At 64.0% G+C, this 25,002-nt stretch carries 27 protein-coding genes; 19 read left to right on the top strand and 8 right to left on the bottom strand.

The window, feature by feature from the left end:
- Positions 1-66 precede the first annotated feature (66 nt).
- Complete coding sequence (locus ACQY7X_RS22255; RefSeq protein ID WP_428247682.1) at positions 67-918, top strand: crotonase/enoyl-CoA hydratase family protein; 852 nt, start codon at positions 67-69, stop codon at positions 916-918.
- A gap of 53 nt (positions 919-971) precedes the next feature.
- Here ACQY7X_RS22255 and ACQY7X_RS22250 read toward each other — a convergent pair whose 3' ends face one another.
- The gene (locus ACQY7X_RS22250) at positions 972-1,391 is read right to left on the bottom strand and encodes a PaaI family thioesterase (protein WP_428247681.1); all 420 of its coding nucleotides are present in this window, start codon (positions 1,389-1,391) and stop codon (positions 972-974) included.
- A gap of 141 nt (positions 1,392-1,532) precedes the next feature.
- Here ACQY7X_RS22250 and ACQY7X_RS22245 point away from each other — a divergent pair, with 141 nt between their 5' ends.
- Together ACQY7X_RS22245 and ACQY7X_RS22240 are read left to right on the top strand one after the other, a co-directional pair.
- Positions 1,533-2,726 carry an acyl-CoA dehydrogenase family protein gene (locus tag ACQY7X_RS22245; RefSeq protein WP_428247680.1) on the top strand — a complete coding sequence of 398 codons (1,194 nt, stop codon included), beginning with the start codon at positions 1,533-1,535 and terminating at the stop codon, positions 2,724-2,726.
- A gap of 18 nt (positions 2,727-2,744) precedes the next feature.
- Positions 2,745-3,881: an acyl-CoA dehydrogenase family protein gene (locus ACQY7X_RS22240; RefSeq protein WP_428247679.1), complete on the top strand. Its 1,137-nt coding sequence runs from the start codon at positions 2,745-2,747 to the stop codon at positions 3,879-3,881.
- 65 nt (positions 3,882-3,946) lie between these two features.
- Here the strand turns inward: ACQY7X_RS22240 and ACQY7X_RS22235 are convergent, their stop codons facing one another.
- The gene (locus ACQY7X_RS22235; protein WP_428247678.1) at positions 3,947-4,306 is read right to left on the bottom strand and encodes a DUF1428 domain-containing protein; all 360 of its coding nucleotides are present in this window, start codon (positions 4,304-4,306) and stop codon (positions 3,947-3,949) included.
- A 95-nt stretch (positions 4,307-4,401) separates the two neighbouring features.
- Here ACQY7X_RS22235 and ACQY7X_RS22230 point away from each other — a divergent pair, with 95 nt between their 5' ends.
- Positions 4,402-4,863: a MarR family winged helix-turn-helix transcriptional regulator gene (locus tag ACQY7X_RS22230; RefSeq protein ID WP_428247677.1), complete on the top strand. Its 462-nt coding sequence runs from the start codon at positions 4,402-4,404 to the stop codon at positions 4,861-4,863.
- Between the two features lie 12 nt (positions 4,864-4,875).
- Positions 4,876-5,298, top strand: coding sequence for a VOC family protein (locus ACQY7X_RS22225; protein WP_428247676.1), 423 nt, complete (start codon positions 4,876-4,878; stop codon positions 5,296-5,298).
- A 67-nt stretch (positions 5,299-5,365) separates the two neighbouring features.
- On the opposite strand, the gene ACQY7X_RS22220 is transcribed toward ACQY7X_RS22225, so the two are convergent.
- Positions 5,366-5,872, bottom strand: a complete 507-nt coding sequence (locus ACQY7X_RS22220) for a GcrA family cell cycle regulator (RefSeq protein WP_428247675.1) — start codon at positions 5,870-5,872, stop codon at positions 5,366-5,368.
- 215 nt (positions 5,873-6,087) lie between these two features.
- Here ACQY7X_RS22220 and zwf point away from each other — a divergent pair, with 215 nt between their 5' ends.
- From zwf to ACQY7X_RS22180, 8 genes are read left to right on the top strand one after another with little or no spacing between them, the layout of a single operon-like run.
- A complete protein-coding gene (gene zwf / locus ACQY7X_RS22215) occupies positions 6,088-7,575 on the top strand; it encodes a glucose-6-phosphate dehydrogenase (RefSeq protein WP_428247674.1) in 1,488 nt (495 codons plus the stop codon).
- A complete protein-coding gene (locus ACQY7X_RS22210) occupies positions 7,572-8,945 on the top strand; it encodes an ActS/PrrB/RegB family redox-sensitive histidine kinase (RefSeq protein WP_428247673.1) in 1,374 nt (457 codons plus the stop codon). Before zwf ends, ACQY7X_RS22210 begins: the two co-directional genes overlap by 4 nt.
- Positions 8,942-9,472: an ActR/PrrA/RegA family redox response regulator transcription factor gene (locus ACQY7X_RS22205; protein ID WP_428247672.1), complete on the top strand. Its 531-nt coding sequence runs from the start codon at positions 8,942-8,944 to the stop codon at positions 9,470-9,472. The genes ACQY7X_RS22210 and ACQY7X_RS22205 overlap by 4 nt, the downstream gene beginning before the upstream one ends.
- 3 nt (positions 9,473-9,475) lie before the next feature.
- The gene (gene hldE / locus ACQY7X_RS22200; RefSeq protein ID WP_428247671.1) at positions 9,476-10,930 is read left to right on the top strand and encodes a bifunctional D-glycero-beta-D-manno-heptose-7-phosphate kinase/D-glycero-beta-D-manno-heptose 1-phosphate adenylyltransferase HldE; all 1,455 of its coding nucleotides are present in this window, start codon (positions 9,476-9,478) and stop codon (positions 10,928-10,930) included.
- 3 nt (positions 10,931-10,933) lie between these two features.
- Positions 10,934-12,103 carry an FAD-dependent oxidoreductase gene (locus tag ACQY7X_RS22195; protein ID WP_428247670.1) on the top strand — a complete coding sequence of 390 codons (1,170 nt, stop codon included), beginning with the start codon at positions 10,934-10,936 and terminating at the stop codon, positions 12,101-12,103.
- Between the two features lie 32 nt (positions 12,104-12,135).
- Positions 12,136-12,867, top strand: a complete 732-nt coding sequence (locus ACQY7X_RS22190; protein ID WP_428247669.1) for an aldo/keto reductase — start codon at positions 12,136-12,138, stop codon at positions 12,865-12,867.
- A 14-nt stretch (positions 12,868-12,881) separates the two neighbouring features.
- Positions 12,882-13,334, top strand: a complete 453-nt coding sequence (locus ACQY7X_RS22185; RefSeq protein ID WP_428247668.1) for a hypothetical protein — start codon at positions 12,882-12,884, stop codon at positions 13,332-13,334.
- Positions 13,331-14,083, top strand: a complete 753-nt coding sequence (locus ACQY7X_RS22180; RefSeq protein WP_428247667.1) for a cyclic nucleotide-binding domain-containing protein — start codon at positions 13,331-13,333, stop codon at positions 14,081-14,083. Before ACQY7X_RS22185 ends, ACQY7X_RS22180 begins: the two co-directional genes overlap by 4 nt.
- Before the next feature lie 16 nt (positions 14,084-14,099).
- Here the strand turns inward: ACQY7X_RS22180 and ACQY7X_RS22175 are convergent, their stop codons facing one another.
- The 3 genes from ACQY7X_RS22175 to ACQY7X_RS22165 are packed head-to-tail and all read right to left on the bottom strand — an operon-like array spanning position 14,100 to position 18,312.
- A complete protein-coding gene (locus ACQY7X_RS22175; protein WP_428247666.1) occupies positions 14,100-14,579 on the bottom strand; it encodes a hypothetical protein in 480 nt (159 codons plus the stop codon).
- A complete protein-coding gene (locus ACQY7X_RS22170) occupies positions 14,557-16,182 on the bottom strand; it encodes a peptide chain release factor 3 (RefSeq protein ID WP_428247665.1) in 1,626 nt (541 codons plus the stop codon). The genes ACQY7X_RS22175 and ACQY7X_RS22170 overlap by 23 nt, the downstream gene beginning before the upstream one ends.
- A gap of 45 nt (positions 16,183-16,227) precedes the next feature.
- Positions 16,228-18,312: a 3-hydroxyacyl-CoA dehydrogenase NAD-binding domain-containing protein gene (locus ACQY7X_RS22165; RefSeq protein WP_428247664.1), complete on the bottom strand. Its 2,085-nt coding sequence runs from the start codon at positions 18,310-18,312 to the stop codon at positions 16,228-16,230.
- A 122-nt stretch (positions 18,313-18,434) separates the two neighbouring features.
- Here ACQY7X_RS22165 and ACQY7X_RS22160 point away from each other — a divergent pair, with 122 nt between their 5' ends.
- Entirely contained in the window at positions 18,435-19,298 is an 864-nt protein-coding gene (locus tag ACQY7X_RS22160; protein WP_428247663.1) for a hypothetical protein, read from the top strand.
- On the opposite strand, the gene ACQY7X_RS22155 is transcribed toward ACQY7X_RS22160, so the two are convergent.
- Both ACQY7X_RS22155 and ACQY7X_RS22150 read right to left on the bottom strand, forming a co-directional pair.
- Positions 19,295-20,515, bottom strand: a complete 1,221-nt coding sequence (locus ACQY7X_RS22155) for an MFS transporter (protein ID WP_428247662.1) — start codon at positions 20,513-20,515, stop codon at positions 19,295-19,297. The genes ACQY7X_RS22160 and ACQY7X_RS22155 overlap by 4 nt on opposite strands.
- Complete coding sequence (locus tag ACQY7X_RS22150) at positions 20,512-21,798, bottom strand: FAD-dependent oxidoreductase (protein ID WP_428247661.1); 1,287 nt, start codon at positions 21,796-21,798, stop codon at positions 20,512-20,514. Before ACQY7X_RS22150 ends, ACQY7X_RS22155 begins: the two co-directional genes overlap by 4 nt.
- A 100-nt stretch (positions 21,799-21,898) precedes the next feature.
- Here ACQY7X_RS22150 and ACQY7X_RS22145 point away from each other — a divergent pair, with 100 nt between their 5' ends.
- The 5 genes from ACQY7X_RS22145 (at position 21,899) to ACQY7X_RS22125 (ending at position 24,890) form a co-directional block, all read left to right on the top strand.
- Positions 21,899-22,663 (top strand): N-formylglutamate amidohydrolase, encoded by a 765-nt coding sequence (locus tag ACQY7X_RS22145; RefSeq protein WP_428247660.1) that lies wholly within the window; start codon positions 21,899-21,901, stop codon positions 22,661-22,663.
- A 3-nt stretch (positions 22,664-22,666) separates the two neighbouring features.
- On the top strand, positions 22,667-23,791 hold the full coding sequence (locus ACQY7X_RS22140) for a carboxylate-amine ligase (protein WP_428247659.1): 1,125 nt from the start codon (positions 22,667-22,669) through the stop codon (positions 23,789-23,791).
- An 11-nt stretch (positions 23,792-23,802) separates the two neighbouring features.
- The gene (locus tag ACQY7X_RS22135) at positions 23,803-24,117 is read left to right on the top strand and encodes a DUF1244 domain-containing protein (protein ID WP_428247658.1); all 315 of its coding nucleotides are present in this window, start codon (positions 23,803-23,805) and stop codon (positions 24,115-24,117) included.
- Between the two features lie 112 nt (positions 24,118-24,229).
- Complete coding sequence (locus ACQY7X_RS22130) at positions 24,230-24,496, top strand: DUF2312 domain-containing protein (RefSeq protein ID WP_428247657.1); 267 nt, start codon at positions 24,230-24,232, stop codon at positions 24,494-24,496.
- A 1-nt stretch (position 24,497) separates the two neighbouring features.
- Positions 24,498-24,890, top strand: coding sequence for a hypothetical protein (locus tag ACQY7X_RS22125; RefSeq protein ID WP_428247656.1), 393 nt, complete (start codon positions 24,498-24,500; stop codon positions 24,888-24,890).
- The last annotated feature ends 112 nt before the right edge of the window (positions 24,891-25,002 follow it).

The following is a 25,002-nucleotide window of genomic DNA, read 5'->3' as shown; positions in this document are numbered from 1 at the left end:
TAACGGCAAGTTTAAAGATGGCTTGTCGGCCTGACTAGGGCTGACGTTACGTCAAGGGAGGCAGCCATGAGCTACAGCACGTTCGACTTCAGCGTGACCGACCATGTGGCGCATATCGTGTTCAATCGGCCGGACAAGGCCAACGCGATGGTGCTGCCATTCTGGCAGGAAATGGTGGATGTGTTTGCTGAGATCGACGACCGCCCGGAAGTGCGGGCGGTGGTGATCTCCTCCACCGGCAAGCATTTCACCGGCGGCCTCGATCTCTCGGCTTTTGGTGGCATTGCCGGCGACTTGATGAAGGGTGATCGTGGTCGGCTGGGCGAGCAGTTCCGCCGCACCGTTGCCGAGATGCAGGAAAGCTTCACCGTGATCGAGCGCTGTCGCGTACCGGTGCTAGCGGCCATCCAGGGCGGCTGCATCGGCGGTGGCGTTGACCTCGTTTCGGCCTGCGACATGCGCTACTGCACCGATGACGCTTGGTTCTGCATCCAGGAAATCAATATCGGCATGACCGCCGATGTCGGTACGTTGCAGCGCCTGCCGCATCTGATGCCGTCTGGTCTGGTGCGCGAATTGGCCTATAGCGGCCGCCGATTCATGGCTGCCGAGGCGCTGCAATGTGGCCTGGTCAATGCCAGCTTTACCAATCATGGCCTGATGCTGGAAGAGGTGATGGCGATGGCGCGTACCATCGCATCGAAGTCGCCGCTGGCAATTCATGGCACCAAGCAGATGCTGAACTACACCCGCGACCACAGCGTAGCCGATGCGCTGGATTACATGCAGGTGTGGCAGGCCGGCATGTTCCTCACCGGCGATCTGATGGAGCAACTGCGCGCCAACCAGGAAAAGCGCCCGGCCAAGTTCGACAACCTGATGCCGAACAAGAAGCTGGTGCAGCGCCGGCGCTACTAGGTTTCCGGCGCTCCCAGGCTTCGGGCGCGACTAGGCTTCTGGCGCGACTGGGCTTACTGGCCGAGGATCTTCCAGATCCCGTCGCAGACCAGTACGTCGTTGCCCGCCACCGAAAGTCCGCCCTGGATGAAGACCAGTGAGCGGGTGCGGCGCACGATGCGGCCGCGTCCTTCCAGGAAATCGCCCTCACGCGCGGGCGCCACGAACTGGTTGTTCAGGCTCACCGTGACGCAGGGCTGGCGGTCCACGGCGTGATAAACGGTTTTGCCCAGGGCCTGATCGGCAAAGGTCATCAGCATGCCGCCATGCACCATGCCACGGCCATTGAGATGCTTAAGCTGGGCCTGGAAAGCATAAGCCCAAAGGCCATCGCCCTCCTGGCGGGCCCAGAATGGGCCGGTCAGGCCGGTGAAGCCTGGATTTTCCGGGTCGCGTTGTAGTTTCCAGCCCTGCTGGCCGGGATCGAAGGTCATCGGAGGCTCGCATTCATCTTGCTTGATTCTGTCTTGTTTACGCCAGGCAGGCGGCTTTCCGCAACGTCACCGCTGCTGCCGGGTCTTGCCTCACCGCCGAGGGCTTACTAACCTTTTCCGCAGAACACGGGAGCAAGCGCCATGAATTTGGACCTGACGCCGGAAGAGCGTGCGTTCCGCGACGAGGTGCGGGCCTTCATTCGCGAAAACCTGCCGGCCGATCTGGCCGAGCGCAATCGCCGCTCGGTACATCTGGCCAAGGATGACTATGTGCAATGGCACCTCGCGCTTCACAAGCGCGGCTGGGGCGCGCCGGGCTGGCCGGTGGAGTATGGCGGCACCGGCTGGTCGCCGGTGCAGCGCTATATCTTCGATGAGGAAAGTGCCATCGCCGATGCGCCGCCGCTGCTGCCCTTCGGCATCGCCATGGTCGGGCCGGTGATCTACACCTTCGGCACGCCGGAGCAGAAGGCCTATTACCTGCCGCGCATTCTCAGCATGGAAGACTGGTGGTGCCAGGGCTATTCCGAACCAGGTTCGGGTTCCGACCTCGCTTCGCTGCGCACCAAGGCGGAAAGCGATGGCGACCATTATATCGTGAATGGCCATAAGATCTGGACCACCCAGGCGCATTACGCCGACATGATGTTCTGCCTGGTGCGCACCGATCCGAATGCCAAGCCGCAGGAAGGCATTTCCTTCTTGCTGATCGACATGAAGACGCCGGGCATCACGGTGCGGCCGATCATCTCGATTGACGAAGGCCATGGCGTGAATGAGGTGTTCCTCGACAATGTGCGGGTGCCGAAGAAAAACCTGATCGGCAAGGAAGGCAAAGGCTGGACCTATGCCAAATTCCTGCTCGGCAACGAACGAACCACCATTGCCGAAGTGGCGACTTCGAAACAGCGCCTGCGCCGCTTGAAGGATATCGCACGCGCCGAATCCGCGACACTTGGCGGTGCATTGCTCGATGATGCGGATTTCCGTGCCAAGGTCGCCTCCGTGGAGATCGAACTGCTGGCGCTGGAATACACGAACCTGCGTGTGCTGGCGGCCGAGAATGCCGGCAAGGGGCCAGGGCCTGAAGCCAGCATGCTGAAAATCCGGGGCTCGGAGATCCAGCAGACGCTCACCGAGCTGGCCTGCGAGGCACTCGGCTATTATGCCTCGCCCTATGAGCATTACCCCGATGGCACGAACCAGCCGCCGGTCGGCCCGGATTACGCCCAAGGCCGCATGGAGAGTTATCTCTATTACCGCGCCACCACGATTTATGGCGGCTCGAACGAAATCCAGCGCAACATCATCGCCAAGATGGTGCTGGGCCTCTGACCGAAGGAAATATTGACCATGGATTTCCAGCTCAACGACGAACAGAAGCTGCTGGCCGATAGCCTGGAGGGCTGGCTGCGCAAGGAATATTCCTTCGAACACTGGCGCAAGCTGGTGAAAACCGATCTTGGCTATTCAGATGCCAACTGGAGCCATTTCGCCGAGATGGGCTGGCTGGGCGTGGCCCTGCCGGAAGACCATGGCGGGCTTGGCGGCTCTGCCGTCGAAACCATGGTGATCGCCGAACGCTTTGGCGGCGCGATGGTGGCCGAGCCGTATTTCTCCAGCGTCATCCTGGGCGGTGGACTTGTGGTAGCCGCTGGCGCCCAGGCACAGCAGGCCGAAATCCTGCCCAAGCTGGCGGAAGGCAAAGCCAAGCTGGCTTTCGCTTTTGCCGAACATGGCGCCCGTTTCGCGCTGAATGACGTATCAACCAAGGCAGCCAAAAGCGGCAGCGGTTATACCGTTTCGGGCAAGAAGATCGTGGTGGCGGATGCGCCGAGCGCCGATCTGCTGATCGTGCTGGCGCGCAGCGCGGGCGGACGCACCGATGCCAAGGGCCTTGGCCTGTTCCTGGTCGATAATCGGGCCAAGGGTGTGAATCGCCAGGATTACCGCACGGTGGATAACCGCCGCGCTTCCGATATCGTGTTCGACAATGCCCCGGCCATCGCGCTGGGTGATGCCGAGAATGCGCTGCCCATTGTTGAGGGCGTGATGGATCAGGCGCTCGCCTATCTGTCCGCAGAGGCGGTTGGCGCGATGCAGAATCTCTATGAAACCACGCTGGCCTATCTCAAGACGCGCAAGCAGTTCGGCCGCGCCATCGGCGAGTTCCAGGTATTGCAGCACCGCATGGTGGACATGATGATCCATGTCGAGCAATCACGCTCGCTGGCGCTCTATGCCTCCCTGGCGCTGAGCCGCCCGGCTATTGAGCGCGCCAAGGCTGCCGCTGCCGCCAAGGTGCAGGTCGGCAAGTCCGGCAAGTGGGTCGGCCAGCAGGCGGTGCAGCTGCATGGCGGCATGGGCATGACCGATGAACTCACCGTCGGCCATTACATGAAGCGCCTGATGCAGATCGATACAGCCTTCGGCCATGCCGATCATCATCAGCGCCGCTTCGCTGCCTTGAGCAACGCCGAAGCCGCTTGAGGCCGGAGAAAACAAAAAAGCCCCGGCGGTGATTTGCACCGCCGGGGCTTTTTCATGGATGCGGCTTAAATTGTGATCAGCGTCTTGAAGCCGCCACAGCTCATTTTCTTGATATCAAAGGGCATGTTCTTCGGATCGCAGCTATTCATGATGCGCGGATCCTGCATCACCTTGGCATTGATGCGCTTCCGGTCGGCTTTGGACTTGTAGAGGATCCAGGAGAACACCACCGTTTCGTTCTTCTTCAGCTTCAGCAGCTTCGGATAGGGCAGGCCGAACGGTATCGCCAGATCATCGCCCACACATTCGCGGTAATCCAGCGCGCCATATTCCTTCCACACCTTGCCGGCGATCCTGGCCAGCTTCTTGTAGGCGGGAAGTTTCTTGGTCGGCACGATCAGCAGAAAGCCATCGACGTAACTCATTGCGTTGCTCCTTGGGCATTTTCTTTATGAATGGCGCAAGCGGCGCCGCCCCAGCATCGCTTGACTATATATGTTGATATCAACATAATAAGTCGATGTCAAAGCCAAAGCCGCTGCCCGCCAATCCGTTGCCCTATGAAACCACCATCATGGTGCGCGATACCTGCCTTTGCCTGCATGTGCAGCGCGCGGCACGGACGGTGGCGCGGCGGTTTGACGAGGCGCTGCGGCCGCTGGAACTCACCAATGGGCAATTCTCGCTGTTGATGTCGCTGAACCGGCCGGAACCGCCGGGCATGGCGCCGGTGGCGGAGCTGCTGGCGATGGACCGCACCACGCTGACCGCCAATCTCAAGCCGCTGGAACGCCGTGGCCTGCTGCGGGTGGAACTGGCCGCCGGTGATCGCCGCCAGCGCCGTCTGGTGCTCACTGAAGCCGGTCGAGCGTTGCTGGCGGCAGCCATGCCGATCTGGCGTTCCACTCATGATGAACTCGACACCCTGGTGGCCAGCGGTTCGCTGGATGCTCTGCGTGCCGATCTGCGTGCGCTTGCCTGAAAGGACGAGAAGATGAAGACCAACGTATATCTGTCATTCGACGGCACCTGCCGCGAAGCGATGACATTTTATGCTCAGGTACTGGGCGGCAAGGTCATGGCGATGATCACCAATGGCGACACGCCGATGGCTGCCGAGATGCCAAAGGAACTGCATCACCGCATCGTGCATGCCAATGTGGTGGTGGGCGATACCATCTTGATGGCTGGCGATACGCCGGCGGCGATGTATCAGCGCCCGGTTGGCTTTTCGGTCAATATTGGCGTTGATACCATCCCGGAAGCCGGGCGCGTATTCGCGGCGTTGAGTGAGGGCGGCGAGGTGATGATGCCGCTGGCCGAGACCTTCTGGGCCGACCGCTTCGCGGCTTTCATCGATCGGTATGGCACCCCTTGGATGATCAATTGCGGCAGCAAGGAAGTGAAACCGGGCTGACGTATGAGCAACAAAAAAAGCCCCGGTGGTTTCCCGCCGGGGCTTTTTTTGATTTCAGTCCAGCCGGTCAGGCCGCGTTGGCGGCTTTCACTGCCTCAATGGCGGTTTCCGGGTTCCAGTTCGTGTAAGCCTGGGCGCAATGTTCGGCGCAATAGGGTTTGCCGGGCAGGCCAACCTTGGTGCAGAAGTCGAATTCGGCGCTCTTCGGATCGCCGATCGGCCACTTGCAGCGCGGCCCCGTGGAAGGGGTGAGGGCGGCCAGCATGGCAGCGGAAAGCTGCTGCGCCGGCTTCTCGGCGGCAGGCGGACGCGGCGTATCGCTGCTGGCGCGGGCTTCCGGGGCATGCTCGGCATTGCTGGCGGCAGCCTGGCGCGGCGCGTGATGGGTGGCATGATGGTGGTGGCTGGTATTCGCCGGGCGCGGCTGGGCCGGCTTGTCGCTGCGCACGATGGGCGAGGCCCGCTTGGCCAGGCCAATGCGATGCGCCTTGCCGACCACGGCATTGCGGGTCATGCCCAGGGCCTTGCCGATCTGGGTGATCGACTGGCCGGTTTCCCAAAGCTGCACGAGCATTTTAACTTTTTCGTCAGTCCACACCATATCTAGCCCCCGTTTTCGGACCAACACGCTAAATGCAGTAAGCACCGGGACGCGCTTCCGGTCAATTGGGCTTAGGGGCTTATCCACAGGAAAAACCCGAGTCGCAGCCCGAGTCGGTGCCGATTCCTGGGGATGAAATGGCTGCCAGGGCGATTGAAGGCAGCCGATCAGCATGACAGGCTGGGGCCATGACCAATCCCGGAATCAACCCCAGCGGCAGCTTCTCCTTCGATATGGTTGTGTTCGGCGCCAGCGGTGATCTGGCACTGCGCAAGCTGTTGCCGGCACTCTATCTGCGGGATGCGGCTGGCCAGCTCAACCCCGATGCCCGCATCCTGGGCGTTGCCCGGGGTGAGATGAGCCTGGAGGAGTTCCGGGCCATGGCCCATGACGGGCTGGCGCGGCATTTGCCGCCGGGGGAGCTGAACGATGCCGCCTGGCGACGTTTCGCCGCCCGGCTGAGCTACCGGGCCGCCGATGTGGAACAACTTACCGATTTTGCTGGCCTGGCCGACGACCTGCCGCCGGATGATAGTCGCGTGCGGGTGCATTACCTGGCGGTGGCGCCGCGCTTCTTCGGCCCGATCTGCCAGCATCTCGGCGCCGTGAAACTCAATCGCGGCCAGTCTCGCGTGGTGCTGGAAAAGCCTATCGGCCACGACATCACCTCGGCCAACGCGATCAACGACGCCATCGGCGAGGTGTTCCGCGAGGAACAGATTTTCCGCATCGACCATTATCTTGGCAAAGAGACGGTGCAGAACCTGATGGCCCTGCGCTTTGCCAATGCCTTGTTCGAGCCGATCTGGCATCGCGGCCATATCGAGCATGTGCAGATGACGGTGGCGGAAACCGTCGGGGTCGAGAAGCGTGGCGGCTATTACGACCAGTCGGGCGCGCTGCGTGACATGGTGCAGAACCACCTGCTGCAACTGCTCTGCCTGGTGGCGATGGAGCCGCCGGCGGCTTTCGAAGCGGATGCGGTGCGCGACGAGAAGCTGAAAGTGCTGCAGGCGCTGCATCCGATAGGGCCGAACACGGTGGCAAGCAAGACGGTGCGCGGGCAATACCGCGCCGGTGCCATGCAGGGCCAGGCAGTAGCAGGTTATGCCGAGGAAGTCGGCAATCCGGACACGGTGACTGAGAGTTTCGTGGCGCTGAAGGCGAAAATCGACAATTGGCGCTGGGCCGGTGTGCCGTTCTTCCTGCGTACCGGCAAAAGGCTGCCGATGCGGCGTTCGGAAATCGTCATCCAGTTCCGCCCGGTGCCGCATCTGATTTTCCCGGGTGCGGAACGCGATGTGGTCGGCAACCGCCTGGTGATCCGCCTGCAGCCCGATGAAGGTATCGAACTGCATATGATGACCAAGGTGCCAGGCCCCGGCGGCATGCGCCTGCGCCGCGCGCCGCTGAATCTGAGCTTCGCCGATACCTTCCGTGGCCGCCAGCCCGAGGCTTATGAGCGGCTGCTGATGGATGTGGTGCGCGGCAATCCGATGCTGTTCATGCGCCGCGACGAAGTCGAGGCAGCCTGGCATTGGGTGGAACCGATCCTGGCCGGCTGGGCGGCGCAAGGCGATGCCCCCAAGTCTTACATTGCCGGCAGTTGGGGGCCATCCGCCGCCATGGGCCTGATCGAGCGCGATGGCCGCGCCTGGCACGAGGACATGCCGTGAGTCTTGCCTCGGCAATCAACGACCGCCTGGATCGCATGATGCATCGCCTGATGGTGAACCGACAGGCCGGGGATACCGCGCCGGGCCGTGTGCGCCTGCAAACCCTGGTGCTGCTGCGCTGGATCGCCATTGTCGGCCAGTTGCTGGCATTGCTGTTCGTGCATTTCGGCCTTGGGTTCACGCTGCCGCTGGTGCCGTCGCTGCTGGTGGTCGGTGTCAGCACGTTGCTGAACATCGCGCTGTTCCTGATCTACCCGACGGCGAAGCGGCTGTCGGAGCAGGGTGCCACCGGCTATCTCGCCTTCGATCTGGTGCAGTTGGGTGCGCTGCTCTACCTCACTGGCGGTGTGGAGAATCCCTTCGCCCTGCTGGTGCTGGTGCCGGTCACCATTTCGGCCACCATTCTCAGTCTGCGTTCCACCGTTCTGCTCGGGTTGCTCGCCTTCTGCATTGCCGGCCTTCTTGCGGTATGGCATCAGCCACTGCCCTGGAGCGAACCTCGCTTGATACTGCCGCATGCCTATCAGGCCGGTGTGTTCGTGGCGCTGGTGCTCGGCATGCTGTTCATCGCTGCCTATGCCTGGCAGGTGGCTGAAGAAGCCCGGCGCATGTCCGATGCTTTGGCGGCGGCACAGATGGCATTGGCGAGGGAACAGCAGGTTTCGGCGCTGGGTGGCCTGGCGGCGGCGGCGGCGCATGAGCTTGGCAGTCCGCTTGGCACCATCGCCGTGGTAGCCAAGGAGTTGAGCCGTGAGGTGGAGGCGGATGATCCGATCGCTGAGGATATCGCACTGCTCTTAAGCGAGGCGCAGCGTTGCCGCGATATCCTGGCCCGTATTTCGCGCCGGCCCTCCGATGAGGCTGATGACGAAGCCTTTGCCGACCTCGGCATCGCCAACCTGCTCACCATGGCGGCCGAACCCTGGCGCCGCTCCGGCGTCGATTTCCGTGTACGGCTCAAGCAGGAAGGTGTGCCGCCAAGCCTGCCGCGCCGACCGGAGATCGTCCAGGGCCTCAGCAACCTGTTCCAGAATGCCATGGAATTCGCCCATGGCGCGGTGACGGCGGAAGTGGACTGGGACCAGACTTCGCTGCGTCTTGATATCCTTGATGACGGCCCAGGCATCAATGTCGATATTCTCTCGGCCCTGGGCGAGCCTTATACCACCAGCCGGCCCGAATCCGGTGGTATGGGCCTGGGCGTGTTCATTTCAATGAATTTGCTGCGCCGCAGTGGCGCCAGTGTCGGGTTTTCCAACCGCTCCGGCGGCGGTGCCCGGGTGCGGGTGAACTGGCCGCTGCCGCTCTCCGCTCCTGGCCAGGTGGCAAGGGTTGCGCCCCAGTCCGGCTCGGGTACATTGGCGCCATGAGCACCGATTTGAGCCTGCTGATTGTTGATGATGACGAACCCCTGCGCCTGCGCCTGGCCCGGGCCATGGAAAAGCGTGGCTATGTCGTGCAGGCGGCGGATAGCGTGGCTGTCGGCATCCAGATGGCGCGCAGCCGCCCACCGGCCTATGCCGTGGTGGATCTCAAGCTCGCCGATGGCAATGGCCTGGATGTGGTGAGCGCGATCCGTGCCGTGCGCCAGGATGCCCGCGTGGTGATGCTTACCGGCTATGGCAACATCGCTACCGCCGTTGCCGCCGTGAAGGCCGGTGCGGTGGATTACCTGCCGAAGCCCGCCGATGCCGATGACGTGGACCGCGCGTTGCGTGCCGGCAACGCCGCGCATCCGGCGCCGCCGGACGAGCCGATGTCGGCTGAGCGGGTACGCTGGGAGCATATCCAGCGCGTGTTCGAATTGTGCGACCGCAATGTCTCGGAGACGGCGCGCCGGCTCAAGATGCACCGCCGCACCTTGCAGCGCATCTTGGCCAAGCGGTCGCCGCAATAGCGGATGAGCCACACCCCTCTCGATCTCGACGCTTTTGCCCGCGCCCGTATTCTGGTGGTCGGCGATGTCATGCTTGATCGCTTCGTCTATGGCGGCGTGCAGCGTATTTCACCGGAAGCACCGATTCCGGTGATGCAGGTGCAGCGCGAGCTGGCGATGCCAGGCGGTGCCGGCAATGTGGCGCGCAATATTGCCTCGCTTGGGGCCCGCGCCCGGCTGATCGGCCTGGTTGGCGACGACAATGCCGGCGATGAACTGCATGATGCCCTGACCCAGACCCGCATTGAGCCATTACTGGTGGTGGACGAAACCCGCCCGACCATCGAAAAAACCCGCTTCATCGCCGGTCAGCAGCAATTGCTGCGGGTCGATCAGGAGCGCACCGGCCAGCCCGGCGAAGCTGCACTCGGCACTCTGATCACCACCGTACTGGAAGCCCTGGGTGATGCGGATGCGGTCATCGTGTCCGATTATGCGAAGGGCGTGGTGAACGATGCACTGCTCGGCGCATTGCTGCCCGAGGCCCGCAAGCGTGGCCTGCCGGTGCTGGTCGATCCCAAGGGTGCGGATTTCGCGCGCTATCGTGGCGCGACGCTGCTGACGCCGAACCAGAAGGAAGCCGCGCTGGCCACGGGCCAGAGCTGCGACAGCAACGCCGATGCGGAAGCCGCCGGGCGCAAGCTGATCGAGGCTTGCGGCATCGATGCGGCACTGATTACCCGTGGCGCGCAGGGCATGACGCTGGTGAGCGGAACCAAGGCCGCGGCCCTGCACCTGCCGGCGGAAGCGCGCGAGGTTTTCGACGTTTCCGGTGCCGGGGATACCGTGGTGGCAGCCCTTGCCGTGGCCCTGGCGGCTGGTCAGCCGCTGTCCCAGGCCGCACGCATCGCCAATGCGGCCGCCGGCATCGTGGTTGCCAAGGTTGGCACCGCCGTGGTGCTGCCGGAGGAATTGCGGGCGGCGTTGCATTTGCCCGATCCGCTGGGCCTGGATGGCAAGGTGGCCACGGCGGCGCGGGCGCGCGATATCGTGGCCGGCTGGCATGCGCGCGGCGAACGCGTTGGCTTCACCAATGGCGTATTCGATCTGCTGCATCCCGGCCATCTTGCCCTGCTTGCCGAAGTGCGCGGGCAATGTGACCGCCTGATCGTGGCGATCAATGCCGATGCCTCGGTGCAACGCCTGAAGGGGCCTGAACGCCCGGTGCAGACTGAACAGCACCGCGCTCGCCTGCTGGCGGCGCTCAGTCTGGTTGACCTGGTGGTGATCTTCGCCGAGGACACGCCGATCCCGCTGCTTGAGCAATTGCAGCCGGACCTGCTGGTGAAGGGCGGCGATTACAGCGTCGATCAGGTGGTCGGCGCTGATATCGTGCGCGCCTATGGCGGCGAGGTGAAAGTCTCGCGTCTGGTTGAAGGCCAGAGCACCACCGCGACCATCGCAAAACTGCGGAGTTAAGCTGTGCGGCTTGATGTCGCGATCCTCGGCGGCGGCATTGCCGGCCTCTGGCTGCTGGAGCGTCTGCGCGCGCAGGGCCATGCCGCTATGCTGTTCGAGGCCGATGCGCTGGGTGCCGGGCAGACGTTGGCTTCGCAAGGCATCATCCATGGCGGCCTGAAATATGCCATTGACCTCAAGATCGGCCAGGATGCCGATGCACTGGCCGATATGCCCTCGCGCTGGCGCGCCTGCCTTGCAGGCAAGGGCGATGTCGATCTTGCCGGCGTGCGGGTGAATGCCCAGCATCACCTGTTCTGGGCGCGGCGCAGCCTTGCCAGCCGTATCACCGGCTTTTTCGGCTCCAAGCTGCTGCGCGGCCGTGTCGATGCCTTGCCCGAAACAGCCTGGCCGCAGGCCTTGCGTGATCCTGAGCAGGTTGGTGCGGTGTATCAGCTTGATGAAATCGTGCTTGATGTGCCGAGCCTGCTGGCGCATTTCGCCGCGCGGCTGGCGCCCTGGATCAAACAGGGCGGCGTGGATTTCCGCATCGAGCGCAATGGCGATGGCATCGCGGCGTTGCTGCTGCGTGATCCGATGGGCCAGGAGCGGCGCATCGAGGCGGCGCGCTATGTTTTCGCTGCCGGTGCGGGCAATGAACAGGCGCTTGCCATGCTTGAACAGCCAGCCAGCCGGGCGCAGCGCCGGCCGCTGCGCATGCTGCTGATCGAAGACGTGCCGTCGCCGCTTTATGCGCATTGCTTCGATACCAGTGACAAGCCCCGCGTCACCGTCACCACGCATCAGGCGGCATCGGGCAAGCTGGTCTGGTATGTCGGCGGCCAGATCGCCGAAACCGGCGCCATGCAGGATGATGCGGCATTGATCGCCAGTGCGAAGCGTGAATTCGCCACGCTGCTGCCACGCCTTGATCTTTCCGCCTGCCGTTTCGCCGGCTGGCATGTTGATCGCGCCGAGGGCGCCACGCCCGATGGCCGCAAGCCGGATGCGCCGGTGATCCAGGCCCATGGCAATGCCCTGCTGGCCTGGCCGACCAAGCTGGCCCTGGCGCCGAGCCTGGCGGACCAGGTGTTGCCGATGCTGCCGCCGCCCGCCATTGGCAATGCGGCGGACGATGGCTGGCCGGCCCCGGCCATCGCCCAACCAATCTGGGAGCGTGCGGCATGGAGATGAGGCGGCTTGGCAGAACAGGGCCCAAGGTCAGCATGCTTGGCCTCGGCACCGTGAAGCTTGGGCGCAATCAGGGGGTGAAATTCCCCCAGGGTTTTGAGTTGCCGGACGACACTGCCGCCTTGGCCCTGCTGCGCGAGGCGCAAGCCCTCGGCATTAATCTGCTCGATACCGCGCCCGCCTATGGCGTGGCAGAAAGCCGCCTCGGCGAATTGCTGCCGCGCCTGCCGGATTATCGCCGCGAGGATTGGGTGTTGCTGAGCAAAGCGGGGGAATTCTTTGACGGCGGCCAATCGCGTTTCGATTTCTCAGCCACCGCAATCGATGCGTCCGTGCGGGCTTCGCTGCGGCGCCTCGGCACGCCGTATCTGGATGCGGTATTGTTACATTCCGACGGAATTGACGAAGTCGGCGCGCGGTTCCTGCCAGCCGTAGCGGCATTAGATACATTGAAGGCCGAGGGTTTGATCCGTCAGACCGGTTTCTCCGGCAAGAGTATTGCCGGCGGACTGCAGATGGTGGATTGCACAGACATAGTGATGGTGACGTATAATGAGCGCGAGACCGAACAGCTTCCGGTGATCGAAGCGGCGGCGGCCAGGGGTCGCGGCGTGTTGATCAAGAAGGCGCTGGCCAGCGGCCATAGCAGCGACCCCAATGCGGCGCTGGCGGCGGTTGCGGCGGTGCCGGGCGTAAGTTCGGTGGTTGTGGGTACGATTTCTCCTGCGCATCTGCGCGCCAATGTGGCGGCCTGCGCAGCAAGCTGAGCAGAAGGGTTTCGATGAGCGGCGAAGAAGAGCAGGCAGCGCGGCTGGCGGCGGAGGAAGAGTTCCTCGCCTTCGGTTGGCAGCGCAGCCAGATCACCGCGCCAGATACCGGCCACGGCAAGCGCGTGGTGGAAGCATTCCAGCATGGTGACTTCGCGGCCTATGCCAGCCCGGCTGGCTGGGAGGTGGTGGCGCTGCCGGCAGACATGCTGCTCGGCCGGCTACCGAGCGCATCCGCCGTGCGCCGCTTCGCGCAGAAATGCGTCAGCTTTCCCGCCCAGCCCAATGGTGCCGTGATCGGCGCGGCACGCCAGGCGATGCTGCAGGCGGTGGAAGAAGAGCTTTCGCTGGCACGGCAGGCAGCCAACCTGCTGGAAGGCAAGATCGACGATCTGATGTCGAGTATCGACGATATCCGCGCCAAGGCGATCCTGTTTGCCCGCGATGATGATGACGAGGCGTCATGAGCCAGCCGGTCAAGACATTCCAGCGTGGTGAAGTGATCCTGCGCGAAGGTGAGGTCGGCACTGATGCCTATCTGCTGGTGGATGGCAAGGCCGAGGTGTTCCAGGGCAATGGCCCGGACCGCAAGGTGCTGGGCGTGGTGATGCGCGGCGGTGTGTTCGGCGAGATGGCGCTGATCGATCCGGCGCCGCGCATGGCCAGTGCCGTGGCGCTGGAAATCTGCCGTTGCCATGTGGTGAACCGTGCTGCCTTGCAGCGCGCCATGGATCAGGCGCCGGCACTGGCGCGCTACCTGCTGCAAAGTTTCATCCGTAATATCCGCACCGCCGCCGGCAAGCCGGCCACGCTGGTGGGGGCATTATCCGATAGCGGCAGCATCCTCTCGGAGCGTCAGCCGCACCGTATCCTGACGCGCAAATCCTACGCCAAGGGTGATGTGGTCTTTCATCAGGATTCCGGCGGTACCACGGCCTACCTGATCCAGACTGGCGAAGTGCATCTGCTGCGCACCGAGCCTGGTGGCGAGCCGAAGCTGATCCGCCAGCTTGGACCGGGCGAGGTGTTCGGTGAAATGGCATTGCTGCACTCGATGCCGCGCTATGCCATGGCGAAGGCGGAGATGAACACCACCCTGGAAGTGATCCGCGCGGATCACTTCAATCAGCTGATGAGTGAGGCGCCGCCGATCCTGCAGGCTTTGACGCGCATCTATGCCGCCATGATCCGCTCGCAGGCGGCCAAGACACCCTGAGGCATCGGCAGCATGCTCAGGAGGTGCGGCGCGGCACTTCCTGGAAGCTGCGGATCAGCACAGCCTTCACTTCCGGGCCTTTCAGCGCGCGATTCACCTGATACAGCAGGCGGCGTTTCATGCCGTCCAGATCCTGATCGGTGATGCGGCCATCGCGGCCCAGCGGCTCGCGGTTCAATTCCAGGATCACGGCATTGTAGGCGCGCGGCAGCAGGTTATCGACCTGCTGTGCATTCTCCACCGAGCCGCAATCGAGGGTGAAGGTCATGATGACGGTGCCGGGCGGATTGCCGGCCACCGGCGCCGTCACCGCTTCGATGGTCAGCAATGGTGAATTCACCGGCGGTCGCTCCGCTGGCTTGTTCGGATCGCCCTTCTTTTTCTTGTCGTCGGCAGCCAGGGCGAGGCCTGGTGCCAGCCACAGCACAGCCAGGGCCGCCAGCAGATGCCGGCGGCTCAGGCGGAAGGTTGGATCAGGAGCGTTCCCGTGTCGCATGGAACCGTATCTTATCCCATTTTTTCTCGGTGTAGGAGAGTTCCCACGCATTGCGGGCCATGAATACCGGGGCGCCATCGCGGTCGTCGGCGATGGTGGCGCGGTTCTGGTTCAGGAACTCATCGACATCCTTCGGGTTTTCCGCGCTGATCCAGCGTGCCGTGTCGTAGGGCGCCTGCTCGAAGCCGACTTCCAGATTGTATTCGTCGGCCAGCCGGGCCGAGAGCACGTCGAGCTGCAGCGGGCCGACCAGGCCGACGATCCAGTCGGAACCCAGCCGGGGGCGGAATACCTGGGTGACGCCTTCCTCGGCCAGATCCTCCAGCGCGCGCTGCAGATGCTTGGCTTTCATCGGATCCGACAGCCGCACGCGGCGCAGGATTTCCGGCGCGAAATTCGGAATACCGGTGAAGCGCAAGTCCTCGTTCTCGGTCAGGGTGTCGCCGACGCGCAGCGTGCCATGATTGGGAATACCGATGATGTCGCCCGGCCAGGCTTCGTCGGCCAGCGAGCGGTCGCGGGCGAAGAACAGCGTCGGGTTGCTCACCGTGATCGGCTTGCCGCTGCGCACCTGGCGCAGCTTCATGCCGCGCTTGAAATGGCCGGAGCAGAGCCGGAAGAAGGCAACGCGGTCGCGGTGGTTCTTGTCCATGTTGGCCTGGACCTTGAACACGAAGCCGCTCACCGTCTTGTCGGTCGGCAGGATCATGCGTTTGTCGGCCGGCTGCGGCCGGGGCGGCGGCGCGAACTTGCCGAGGCCCTTCAGCAATTCATCGACACCGAAATTCTTCAAGGCCGAGCCGAAATAGACAGGAGTCATATGGCCCTGGCGATAGCTTTCGATATCGAATTCCGGGCAGGCGCCCTGGATCAGTTCGATATCCTCGCGCAGTTTATCAAGCTGGGCCGCCGGGATCATTTCGGCGGCGCGCGGATCGTCCAGGCCGGCCTCCAGTATGATCACTTCCGGTTCGAGATTCTTGTTTTCCTTGCCCACCAGCAGCAGCCGCTTGCCGAACATATCGTAGCAGCCGCGGAAATCATGGCCCATGCCAACGGGCCAATTGGCGGGGACACATTCCAATGCGAGCGTGGAAGCCACTTCGTCCAGCAGTTCGAAGGGGTCGCGGCTTTCGCGGTCGATCTTGTTGACGAAGGTGGCAATCGGCACGTCGCGCAGGCGGCAGACCTCGAACAGCTTGCGTGTCTGGGTTTCGATACCCTTGGCGGCGTCGAGCACCATCACGGCCGAATCCACGGCGGTCAGCGTGCGGTAGGTATCTTCCGAGAAATCTTCGTGGCCCGGCGTATCGAGCAGGTTGAAGGTCCAGGCCCCGTATTCGAAATTCATCACCGAGGTGGAAACCGAGATGCCGCGCTGCTGCTCGATCTTCAGCCAGTCGGAGCGCGCGCGCCGGCTTTCGCCGCGCGCCTTCACCGCACCGGCGAGGTGGATCGCGCCGCCGAACAGCAGCAGCTTCTCGGTCAGCGTGGTCTTGCCGGCATCGGGATGGGCGATGATGGCGAAAGTGCGCCGGGCGCCGATCGGGTCGGCGCCCGGGTGGGATGGGCCCGGATGGGATGGGACAATGGCTTCAGACATGACGGCCGCTGGTAACCTCTACGCGCGGTGCAGCGGCTGAAAGGCTTAGCCCTTCGGCCAGCCCTTGCCGGCTTCGGCGCTGCGCACCAGAAGCGGAGCAGGGGTCCAGGCCTTGCCATGCACCTTGTGGAATTCCCGGATCGTGGCGAGCACCTTGTCGAGCCCGATCTGCTCGGCCCAGAACATCGGCCCGCCCCGGTAAACGGGGAAGCCATAGCCGAAAAGGTAGGTGATGTCGATATCGCTGGAGCGGATGGCGATGCCTTCCTCCAGGATCAGGGCGCCCTCGTTGACCAGCGGATACATGCAGCGCTGCACGATTTCCTCGTCCGAAATGGCGCGGCGCTGGATGCCCTGTGCCTTGGCCGAGGCCAGGATGATTTCCTCCACAACCGGGTCGGGAATGGCGTTGCGGCCCTCGTATTTGTAGAAGCCAGCTCCGGTTTTCTGCCCGAAACGGCCCTGTTCGCAGAGCTGGTCGGCCACGGCTGAATAGCGTTCGTCCTGGGGCCGCAGATGCGCCTTGCCCTTGCGGATGCGCCAGCCGACATCCAGGCCGGCGAGGTCGCTCATGCGGAATGGCCCCATGGCCAGGCCGAAGGCTTCCAGGGCATTATCCACCTGTTGCGGCGAGGCACCTTCCTCAAGCAGGAAATTGGCCTCGCGCAGATAGCCGGCGAGCATGCGGTTGCCGATGAAGCCATCGCAATTGCCGGCCAGCACCGCCACTTTGCGCAAGGTCTTGCCGAGCTGCATCACGGTGGCGATGGTTTCCGGCGAACTGGCCTTGCCGCGCACATTCTCCAGCAGCTTCATCACATTCGCCGGGCTGAAGAAATGCGTACCGATCACATCCTGCGGCCGCTTGGTGGCGGCGGCGATCTCGTCGATATCGAGCGTCGAGGTATTGGTGGCCAGTACGGCGCCGGGCTTCATGATGGCGTCCAGCTTCTTGAACACCTCCTTCTTCACGCCCATTTCCTCGAACACCGCTTCCACCACGATATCGGCATCGCCGATATCCTCATAGCGCTGCGTGCCGCTGATCAGCTTCAGTGCGCGGTCCATGGCTTCCTGCTTCATCGAGCCGCGCTGCACGCTGGTGGCGTAGTTCTTCTCGATCACGCCAAGGCCACGGCTGAGCGCCTCCTGCGACACTTCCAGGATTTTCACCGGGATGCCGGCATTGGCGAAATTCATCGCAATGCCACCGCCCATGGTGCCGGCGCCCAGCACGGCAGCGGATTTGATCGCCTTGGGCTGCACATCCGCCGGCAGGCCGGGGATCTTGCCGGCTTCGCGTTCGGAGAAGAAGGCATGAATCTGTGCTGCGCGCTGCGGGCTTTCCATGCATTGCATGAACAACTCGCGCTCGCGCTTCAGCCCTTCCGCAAACGGCAGCGTGCAGGCGGCTTCCACGGCATCGACACAGCGCCACGGCGAGAAGAAGCCCTTGGCCTTCTTTTCCATGCCCTTGCGGAACGCCTCGAACAACGCCGGGTCAACGCCGGTGACTTTTTCATTACGCTGGCTCACCAGGGCCAGCGGGCGCTTCTCGGCCACCACCTGGGCGGCAAACGCAACACCCACGGCGGTCACGTCGCCATCGGCAACGTGATCCACCACGCCGACTTCCAGCGCCTTCTTGGCCGCAATCGGGTTGCCCGAGGTGATCATCTCCAGGGCCATCTGCGGTCCGACCAGGCGCGGCAGGCGCTGGGTGCCGCCGGCACCCGGCAGGATGCCGAGTTTCACTTCCGGCAGGCCGACCTGGGCAGTCGGCACCGCCGCGCGCCAATGGCAGGAGAGCGCCACTTCCAGGCCGCCGCCGAGCGCGGTGCCATGGATCGCCGCCACCACCGGCTTCGGGCTGGCTTCAATGGCGGTGAGCACCGAATTGAGGTCCGGCGCCTGGGGCGGCTTGCCGAATTCACGGATATCGGCGCCAGCGATGAAGGTACGGCCACCGCCGACAATCACCACCGCCTGGGCGGCAGCATCGGTATTGGCGCGGGCCAGGCCTTCGATCAGGCCCTGGCGCACGGCCTGGCCGAGCGCATTCACCGGCGGGTTGTTCACGGTCAGCACGGCAACATTGCCGGAAAGGCTGTAGAGCACGGCCTCGGTCACGGTTTCTCTCCCAAGCTTTTCATAGGTTTCTGGACTTTGTCGGACAAATTATAGCCCAGGAACCTGGGCGCCTAAAGGCCCGGGACTTGGCGAAGCCGGGGCGAAGGGCTACCTGTTACCCTATGTTCGCAGCCGCAGCAGAATTCCACCAGTTGAGCCGCCGCCCGCCCGGCCGGCCCTGGCTGCTGCTTGCCTTGATACTGTCGCTGTTGCTGCATCTCGGCCTGGCCTGGCTGCTCTATTTGCAGCCTTGGAATCAGGGTCTGAAACTGGCTGAAACGCCGCTGGTGATGGAGGTGGTGATCCCGCCGCCAGCACCGGCACCTGTTCCAACACCTCCGCCTCCGCCGCCCCCCCCGCCACCGCGTGCTGCCGAAACGCCAGCACCCGCGCCGTTGCCGCCGCCGGAGGTGCCGCAGTTGCAGCGCGCGCCGATGGCAGAGAAATCAGCCGCACCGCCGCCCAGGGCGCAGGCCGAAGCGCCCAGGCCGGTGCCGCAGCGGGCGCCGGCACCGCCAGTGCCTGCGGCACCGCATGGCGCGGTCGAACTGCCCAGGCCGGCGGAAAAGCGGCAGGCGGCAGCCGTGCCGTTGCCGAAGACGGCGGCCGAGACCATGCAGGCGCTGAAGACAGCCCCTGAGATGAAGCAATCGGAGCAGGATTTCTTCCTGTCGCAGATTGTCGATCATTGGCTGCTGAAGCGGGATGCGCCGCAATTCGCGGAAGTACAGATCGGTGGCGCTTATCTGGTGCTGCCCAATGGCATGCTGGGGCCGCCCTTCAATGCCAATGATCCCGAAGATTTCCGGTTGATGATCAAGGACTGGGACTTGATCAGCCAGCGGCGTGACCTTGAATCCTTCGCCACCGCGATCCGCACTTTCGTGATCGCCATGCGCCGCGCGCAGCCGTTTGATCTGCCGCCGGATTTCGGCGACAGGCCAAAACGGATGACACTGAGTTTCCTCGTGCGTGATATTCCCTAGCGCTTGATGCCGCGCCGGCCTTGCAGCAGCAAGGCGATGCCGATCAGCGTTGCCACCGCCATCAGCGCGTAAGCCGCGCCATAGCTCATGCCTGCCTTGTCATGCAGGGCGGCAAACAATGATGGCCCGGCCAGCACGCCGGCATAGGTGATGCTGAGCGTGCCGCCGGTGGCATTGCCGATCTGGCCTGGCGGTGCCTGGCGTGCGATCACGGCAATGAACACGCCGTTCCAGCCGATGGCGCAGAAGCCGAACAGCATGGTGGCGGCGGCGATGGCCAGCCAGGGCCAATGCGGCGTGATCGCTGCCGTGGCAAAGGCGGCGAACACCGCGATCACGCCATTGATGATCAGCACCAGCAGGCCGGAACGCAGCCGGTCAGCCAGCCAGCCCCAGGTAAGGCGACCGCAGGCGCCGGCCACCTGCACCAGCGCCAGCAGGCCGCCGGCAGCCAGCAGCGTGAATTCGACTTCCGCCACCAGATAGGTGACCAGGAAACCGGTGACGCTCAACTGCACCGCGGAATAGGCCAGCGAAGCCAGGCCGAGCCAGCGCAGGATCGGATGCGCCCAGATCATCATCAGGCCATCGAGCGGCCGGTTGAAAATCCGGGTCTCAAGCTCACGCTCGGCATCCCAATGATTGCGCACCCGTTGCAGCAGCAGACTGAGGCCCAGGGCCAGCAGCGAGCAGAGCAGCATCGCCGCCTGCCAGCCGAAAGCCAGCGTCACTGGCGGCAGCAGCAGCCCGGCCAGCATGCCGCCAATCGGCACGCCGCATTGCTTGATCGAGAAAATCAGGTTCATGCGCCCGGTGGAGGGCAGCCGGCTCAGCAGCAGCGAGGCGGCCGGATTGGTGAAGCCATAGCCGGAGCCCATCACAAGGGCCCCGAGCGCCATGCTCCACAGGCTGCCATAGGCGGTGAGCGCGCAGCCGACCACCGAAACCCAGAGCGCGATCTGGCTGGCCCGCGCCGGGCCGAAGCGGCGCACTACGCTGCCGCCGATCAGCGAGGTGAGCATAGCGCCGAAATACACAATGCCGACCTGATAGCCGACCATCGCCGGGCCCACGCCCAAGGATTCGGCAGCGCGCGGTGCTACCGCCGAAAGGCCGAGCGCGCAGAGCGTGGAGAGCGATTGCGTGCCGGTGGTGGCGGCCAGCACCTGCCATACCGACAAGGGGGCGGCGGCTGGCGATGCCGGCGTGGTGCTCACTGCTGTGCCTGCTGCTGCGCCTGGATCGAGAGCAGGTCTGCCCAGCGCGCCAGCTTTTCGCGCGGCGCGCCAGGGCGTGCCGCCGCGATCTCGGCGGCCTCGATCTGCTTCCAGGCTGCGAAGTCCAGCACGGCAATGCCCTGTTGCCCCAGCCAGGCATCCAGCCCGGCGCTGCCGGGCTTGGCCGGTGCGGCATCACTGGCGAAATCGGCCAGCAGGCGGTCGGCTACCGCTTTGGCTTCCGAGCGGTTGGTGGGGATAGTGCCGCTGGGGCCGCGCTTGGCCCAGCCGACCACATAGAGGCCCGGCGCGATCAGGCCGTCGCTGTTGGCCAGCCTGCCGTTTGCGGCCGGTGCGGGCAGGTCGCCCTTGGGCGCGGTGTGATAGCCGATGGCGCTGATCACCGTGCCGACCTCAAGCGGCTTGGTGCCGCCGGTGACATGCAAGCCCTCGACGCGGTCCGTGCCGGTCAGCTCCAGCGGCGCGCTGTGGAACAGGAAATGCAGCTTCACCGGCTTGTCGTCGCTGCGCTGCGCATATTCATGCAGCAGCTGCAGGTTACGCTCCTTCACCTTGGCCTCGTTCGGATCAAGGCCGGCGGGAATGGTGTCGGGCAGGTCGCTTTTGCGCAGCACCGGGCGCAGGCGTTCCAGCTTGCCGAGTTCACCGAGTTCGGCGCTGGTGAAGCTGGCCTCGATCGGGCCACGGCGGCCGATCATGTAGATATCGGTGATGCCGGCGGCCTGGATGGCTTCGGCTGCATGGGCACAGAGATCGCTTGTGCTGAGTTCCGCCGGTGTCTTGGCCAGCAGGCGGGCGATATCCACCGCCACGTTGCCCTGGCCGATGATGGCCACGCTGCTGCCCAGCAGCGGGTTCAGTTCGGCGAAATCGGGGTGGCCGTTATACCAGCCGACGAAGGCCATCGAGCCATAGACCCCGGCCAGCCCGGAACCCGGCAGGCCGAGCGGGCGATCCTGATGCGCGCCGACCGCCAGGACCACGGCATCGTAATTCGCGTGCAGGATGCTCAGGGGCAGGTCGGTGCCGACCTCCAGCCGGCCCAGGAACCGGATATTCGGGTTGGCGAACAGGCGGTCGAATTGCCGCGTGACGGCTTTGGTTCCCTGATGATCCGGCGCCACGCCGAACCGCACCAGGCCATAGGGGGTGGGCAGACGGTCGATCACATCGATCTTCAGGGCCGGATTCTGGCGGATCAGGGCATCGGCGCAAAACAGGCCGGACGGGCCGCTGCCAACAATGGCGACATGCTGCAACACTGGAATACCTGCGGTTTTTTCTTCACGGTCACTTTATGCGGCCCGGGGTGGCCTTGCAATTAACCAGGTCCGGGCCTATCAAAAGAGCAACAGCCTGCCCATGACCGAGCCTGCCTCTTTTCGCATCCTCAATGGTTCCGGCCGCGCCCCGGCGGTGCTGCTCTGCGACCATGCCAGCCACGCGGTTCCAGCGGAACTCGGCGATCTCGGCTTGAGCCGGGAACAGATCACCCGGCATATCGGCTGGGACCCGGGCGCTGCCCTGGTCACCGAGAAATTGAGCCAGAGCCTGGATGCGCCGGCCTTGTTCAGCGGCTATTCCCGCCTGGTGATCGATATCAACCGTGCCCCGGATGACCCCACTCTGATCTGCGAAATCAGTGATGGCGTGATCGTGCCGGCCAACCGCGCCATCGACGATGCCGAGCGCCAGCGCCGCATCGACAACTATTTCACGCCCTACCATTCCTCGGTGGCGGCGCATATCGACAATGCCCTGCAGCGCAGTACCAACCCGGCGGTGCTGTCGATTCATTCCTTCACCCCGCGCATGAAGGGCCGCGACCGGCCCTGGCATGCCGGCATCCTGTGGAACCAGGATGGCCGCCTGGCGATCCCGCTGATGCAGGCATTGCGAGAGGAAGGCGATCTGGTGGTGGGCGACAACGAGCCTTACAGCGGCCGCAGCCAGGCCGGCTACAGCATCCGCGAGCATGGCGAACGCCGTGGCCTGCCGCATGTGCTGGTGGAAATCCGCCAGGACCTGATCGCGGATGAAGCCGGCGTCGCCGAATGGGCCGCACGGCTCGACCGTTGCTTCCGCCGCATCCTGGCCGAAAACGGCACCGCGATCCTCGCAGCTTGAGCCATGCCCGATTTCACCATCGGCATTGAAGAGGAATACCTGCTGGTGGAGCGGGCCAGCGGTGCGCTGGCCGTGGAGCCGCCCGATGCGATGCTGGCCGAGGCGCAGCAGGTGGCCGGCGGCCAGGTCAACCCGGAATTTCTCAAATGCCAGATCGAGGTTGCCACCGGCGTCTGCGGCAGCTTGGCCGAGGCACGCGCCGATCTGGTGCGGCTGCGCCGCGCGGTGGCCGATGTGGCCGCGCGCCATGGCCTGGCGCCGATTGCCGCCGGCACCCATCCCTTCGCGCGCTGGGCCGAGCAACGGCATACCGATCGTCCGCGCTATGATGCCCTGGCCAGCGACCTTGCCGGCGTGGCGCGCCGCCTAGTGATCTGCGGCCTGCATGTGCATGTCGGTATTGCCGACGAGGATCTGCGTATCGACCTGATGAATCAGGTCAGCTATTTCCTGCCGCATCTGCTGGCGCTTTCCACCTCATCGCCGTTCTGGCAGGGCGAAGTGACCGGCCTGCAAAGCTACCGGGTTTCGATTTTCGACAGCCTGCCGCGTACCGGCCTGCCGGAACGGTTCGAGAGCTGGGGCGAATACCAGCGGCTGGTCGGCCGCATGGTGATGGCGGGCCTGATCGACGATGGCACCAAGCTGTGGTGGGACATCCGGCCCTCGGCGCGTTTCCCGACCTTGGAACTGCGTGTCACCGATGTCTGCACCCAGGTGGACGATGCCATCAGCATCGCGGCGCTGTATCGCGGCCTGCTGGCAGCCCTGCTGCGGTTGAAGCAGCGCAACCAGCGCTGGCGGCTTTATGCCAATGCCCTGATCGACGAGAACCGCTGGCGTGCCGCCCGTTATGGCGTTGAGGGCAAACTGGTGGATTTCGGCAAGGGCGAAGCGGTGGATTACGCCCTGCTGCTGGAGGAACTGATCGAACTGGTGCGCGAGGAAGCCCAGGCCGGCGGCTACTGGGCGGAAGTGCAGGGCGCGCGGGCCATCCTGGCGCGCGGTACCTCGGCACAGCGCCAGTTGCTGGTCTACCGCGCCGCCCTAGATAATGGATCAGACCATGCCGCGGCGCTGCGTGCCGTGGTAGACTGGCTATGCCAGGAAACGCTGAACTTCGCGTGAAGGAGGGGCTTATGACCCAGGCCATCGACGACAAGACCCGTACCGAGCTGGAAGCTGCCGCTTTCCGCCGCCTGCTCCAGCATCTCTCGGAACGCAGCGATGTGCAGAATATCGACTTGATGAATCTGGCCGGTTTCTGCCGCAACTGCCTGTCCAACTGGTATCAGGCCGCCGCCGAGCAGAAGGGCCTGACGCTGGACAAGATGGCAGCGCGCGAGATCGTCTACGGCATGCCCTACCCGGAATGGCAGGCGAAATACCAGAAGGAAGCCTCTGCCGAGCAGAAGGCGAAATTCGCCGACACCCAGAAGGCGCATAACCACTGAGGTTGCCCACAAGGTGTCATGTTGCTTGTGGATAACTAAGGCGCGGCGGTTCCGCGCCGGGCCGCCTCGGCTATAATCCGCCCCTGGAATTCCGCCTATCCCGAGGACAGTCATGGCCACCAAGTTGAAGACCGGCAATTTCGCCGCCGACCAGCTCAAGCAGCTCGTCATGCGCATCGAGCGCCTGGAAGAAGAGAAGAAGGCGCTGGCCGACGACGTGAAGGAAGTCTATGCCGAGGCCAAGGGCCATGGCTTCGACGTCAAGATCCTGCGCCAGGTGATCCGCCTGCGCAAAATGGACAAGGCCGATCTGGCCGAGCAGAACGAACTGCTCGATGTCTATATGGACGCACTCGGCATGCAAGAGGCGGCGGAGTGAGATGCCACGCGGCGCCGCGCTAGCCCTTAGCGTCGTCGCCGCGCTGCTGCCGGCTCTTCCCGTTTTGGCGCAGGGCCGACCGCCGATCATCACCGATGATGCCCAGGCCTGCGTCACCGTCGCCAACCTGACGCAATATAATTGGCCGATCCGCATCAAGCGGGAAGGCCGCGTCCATTCCACGGTCAACTCCAAGCCACGGGAAGTGACGCGCTATTGCGCGCCGGACCGCCTCGGCTCGGGCGAATTCATCTATGTGATTTTGCTGTCGTCCTGGCTGCCGCTCGGCGAATGTAAGCTGCGCAATCGCGGCACCATGGAAATCTACCGCGAGCCGAGCACCGAAACCGACAGCGGCGAAGTCACCAAGGTGAAATGCTACGAGGGTCGCTAGCTCTCCCGGATCAGGTTTCAGCACCACACCATGCTATCATTCGGATCGTCTATAGGCCTTTCCAGTGTAAACCGCTACGGCGCATCCTCTCATCGGAGCGGCTATAATGGCA

Origin of the sequence: Ferrovibrio sp., from assembly GCF_965278975.1 — a bacterium.
Taxonomy (GTDB): domain Bacteria; phylum Pseudomonadota; class Alphaproteobacteria; order Ferrovibrionales; family Ferrovibrionaceae; genus Ferrovibrio.
The sequence above is the reverse complement of the archived record's forward strand: the minus strand, read 5'-3'. Positions and strand labels throughout refer to the sequence as shown.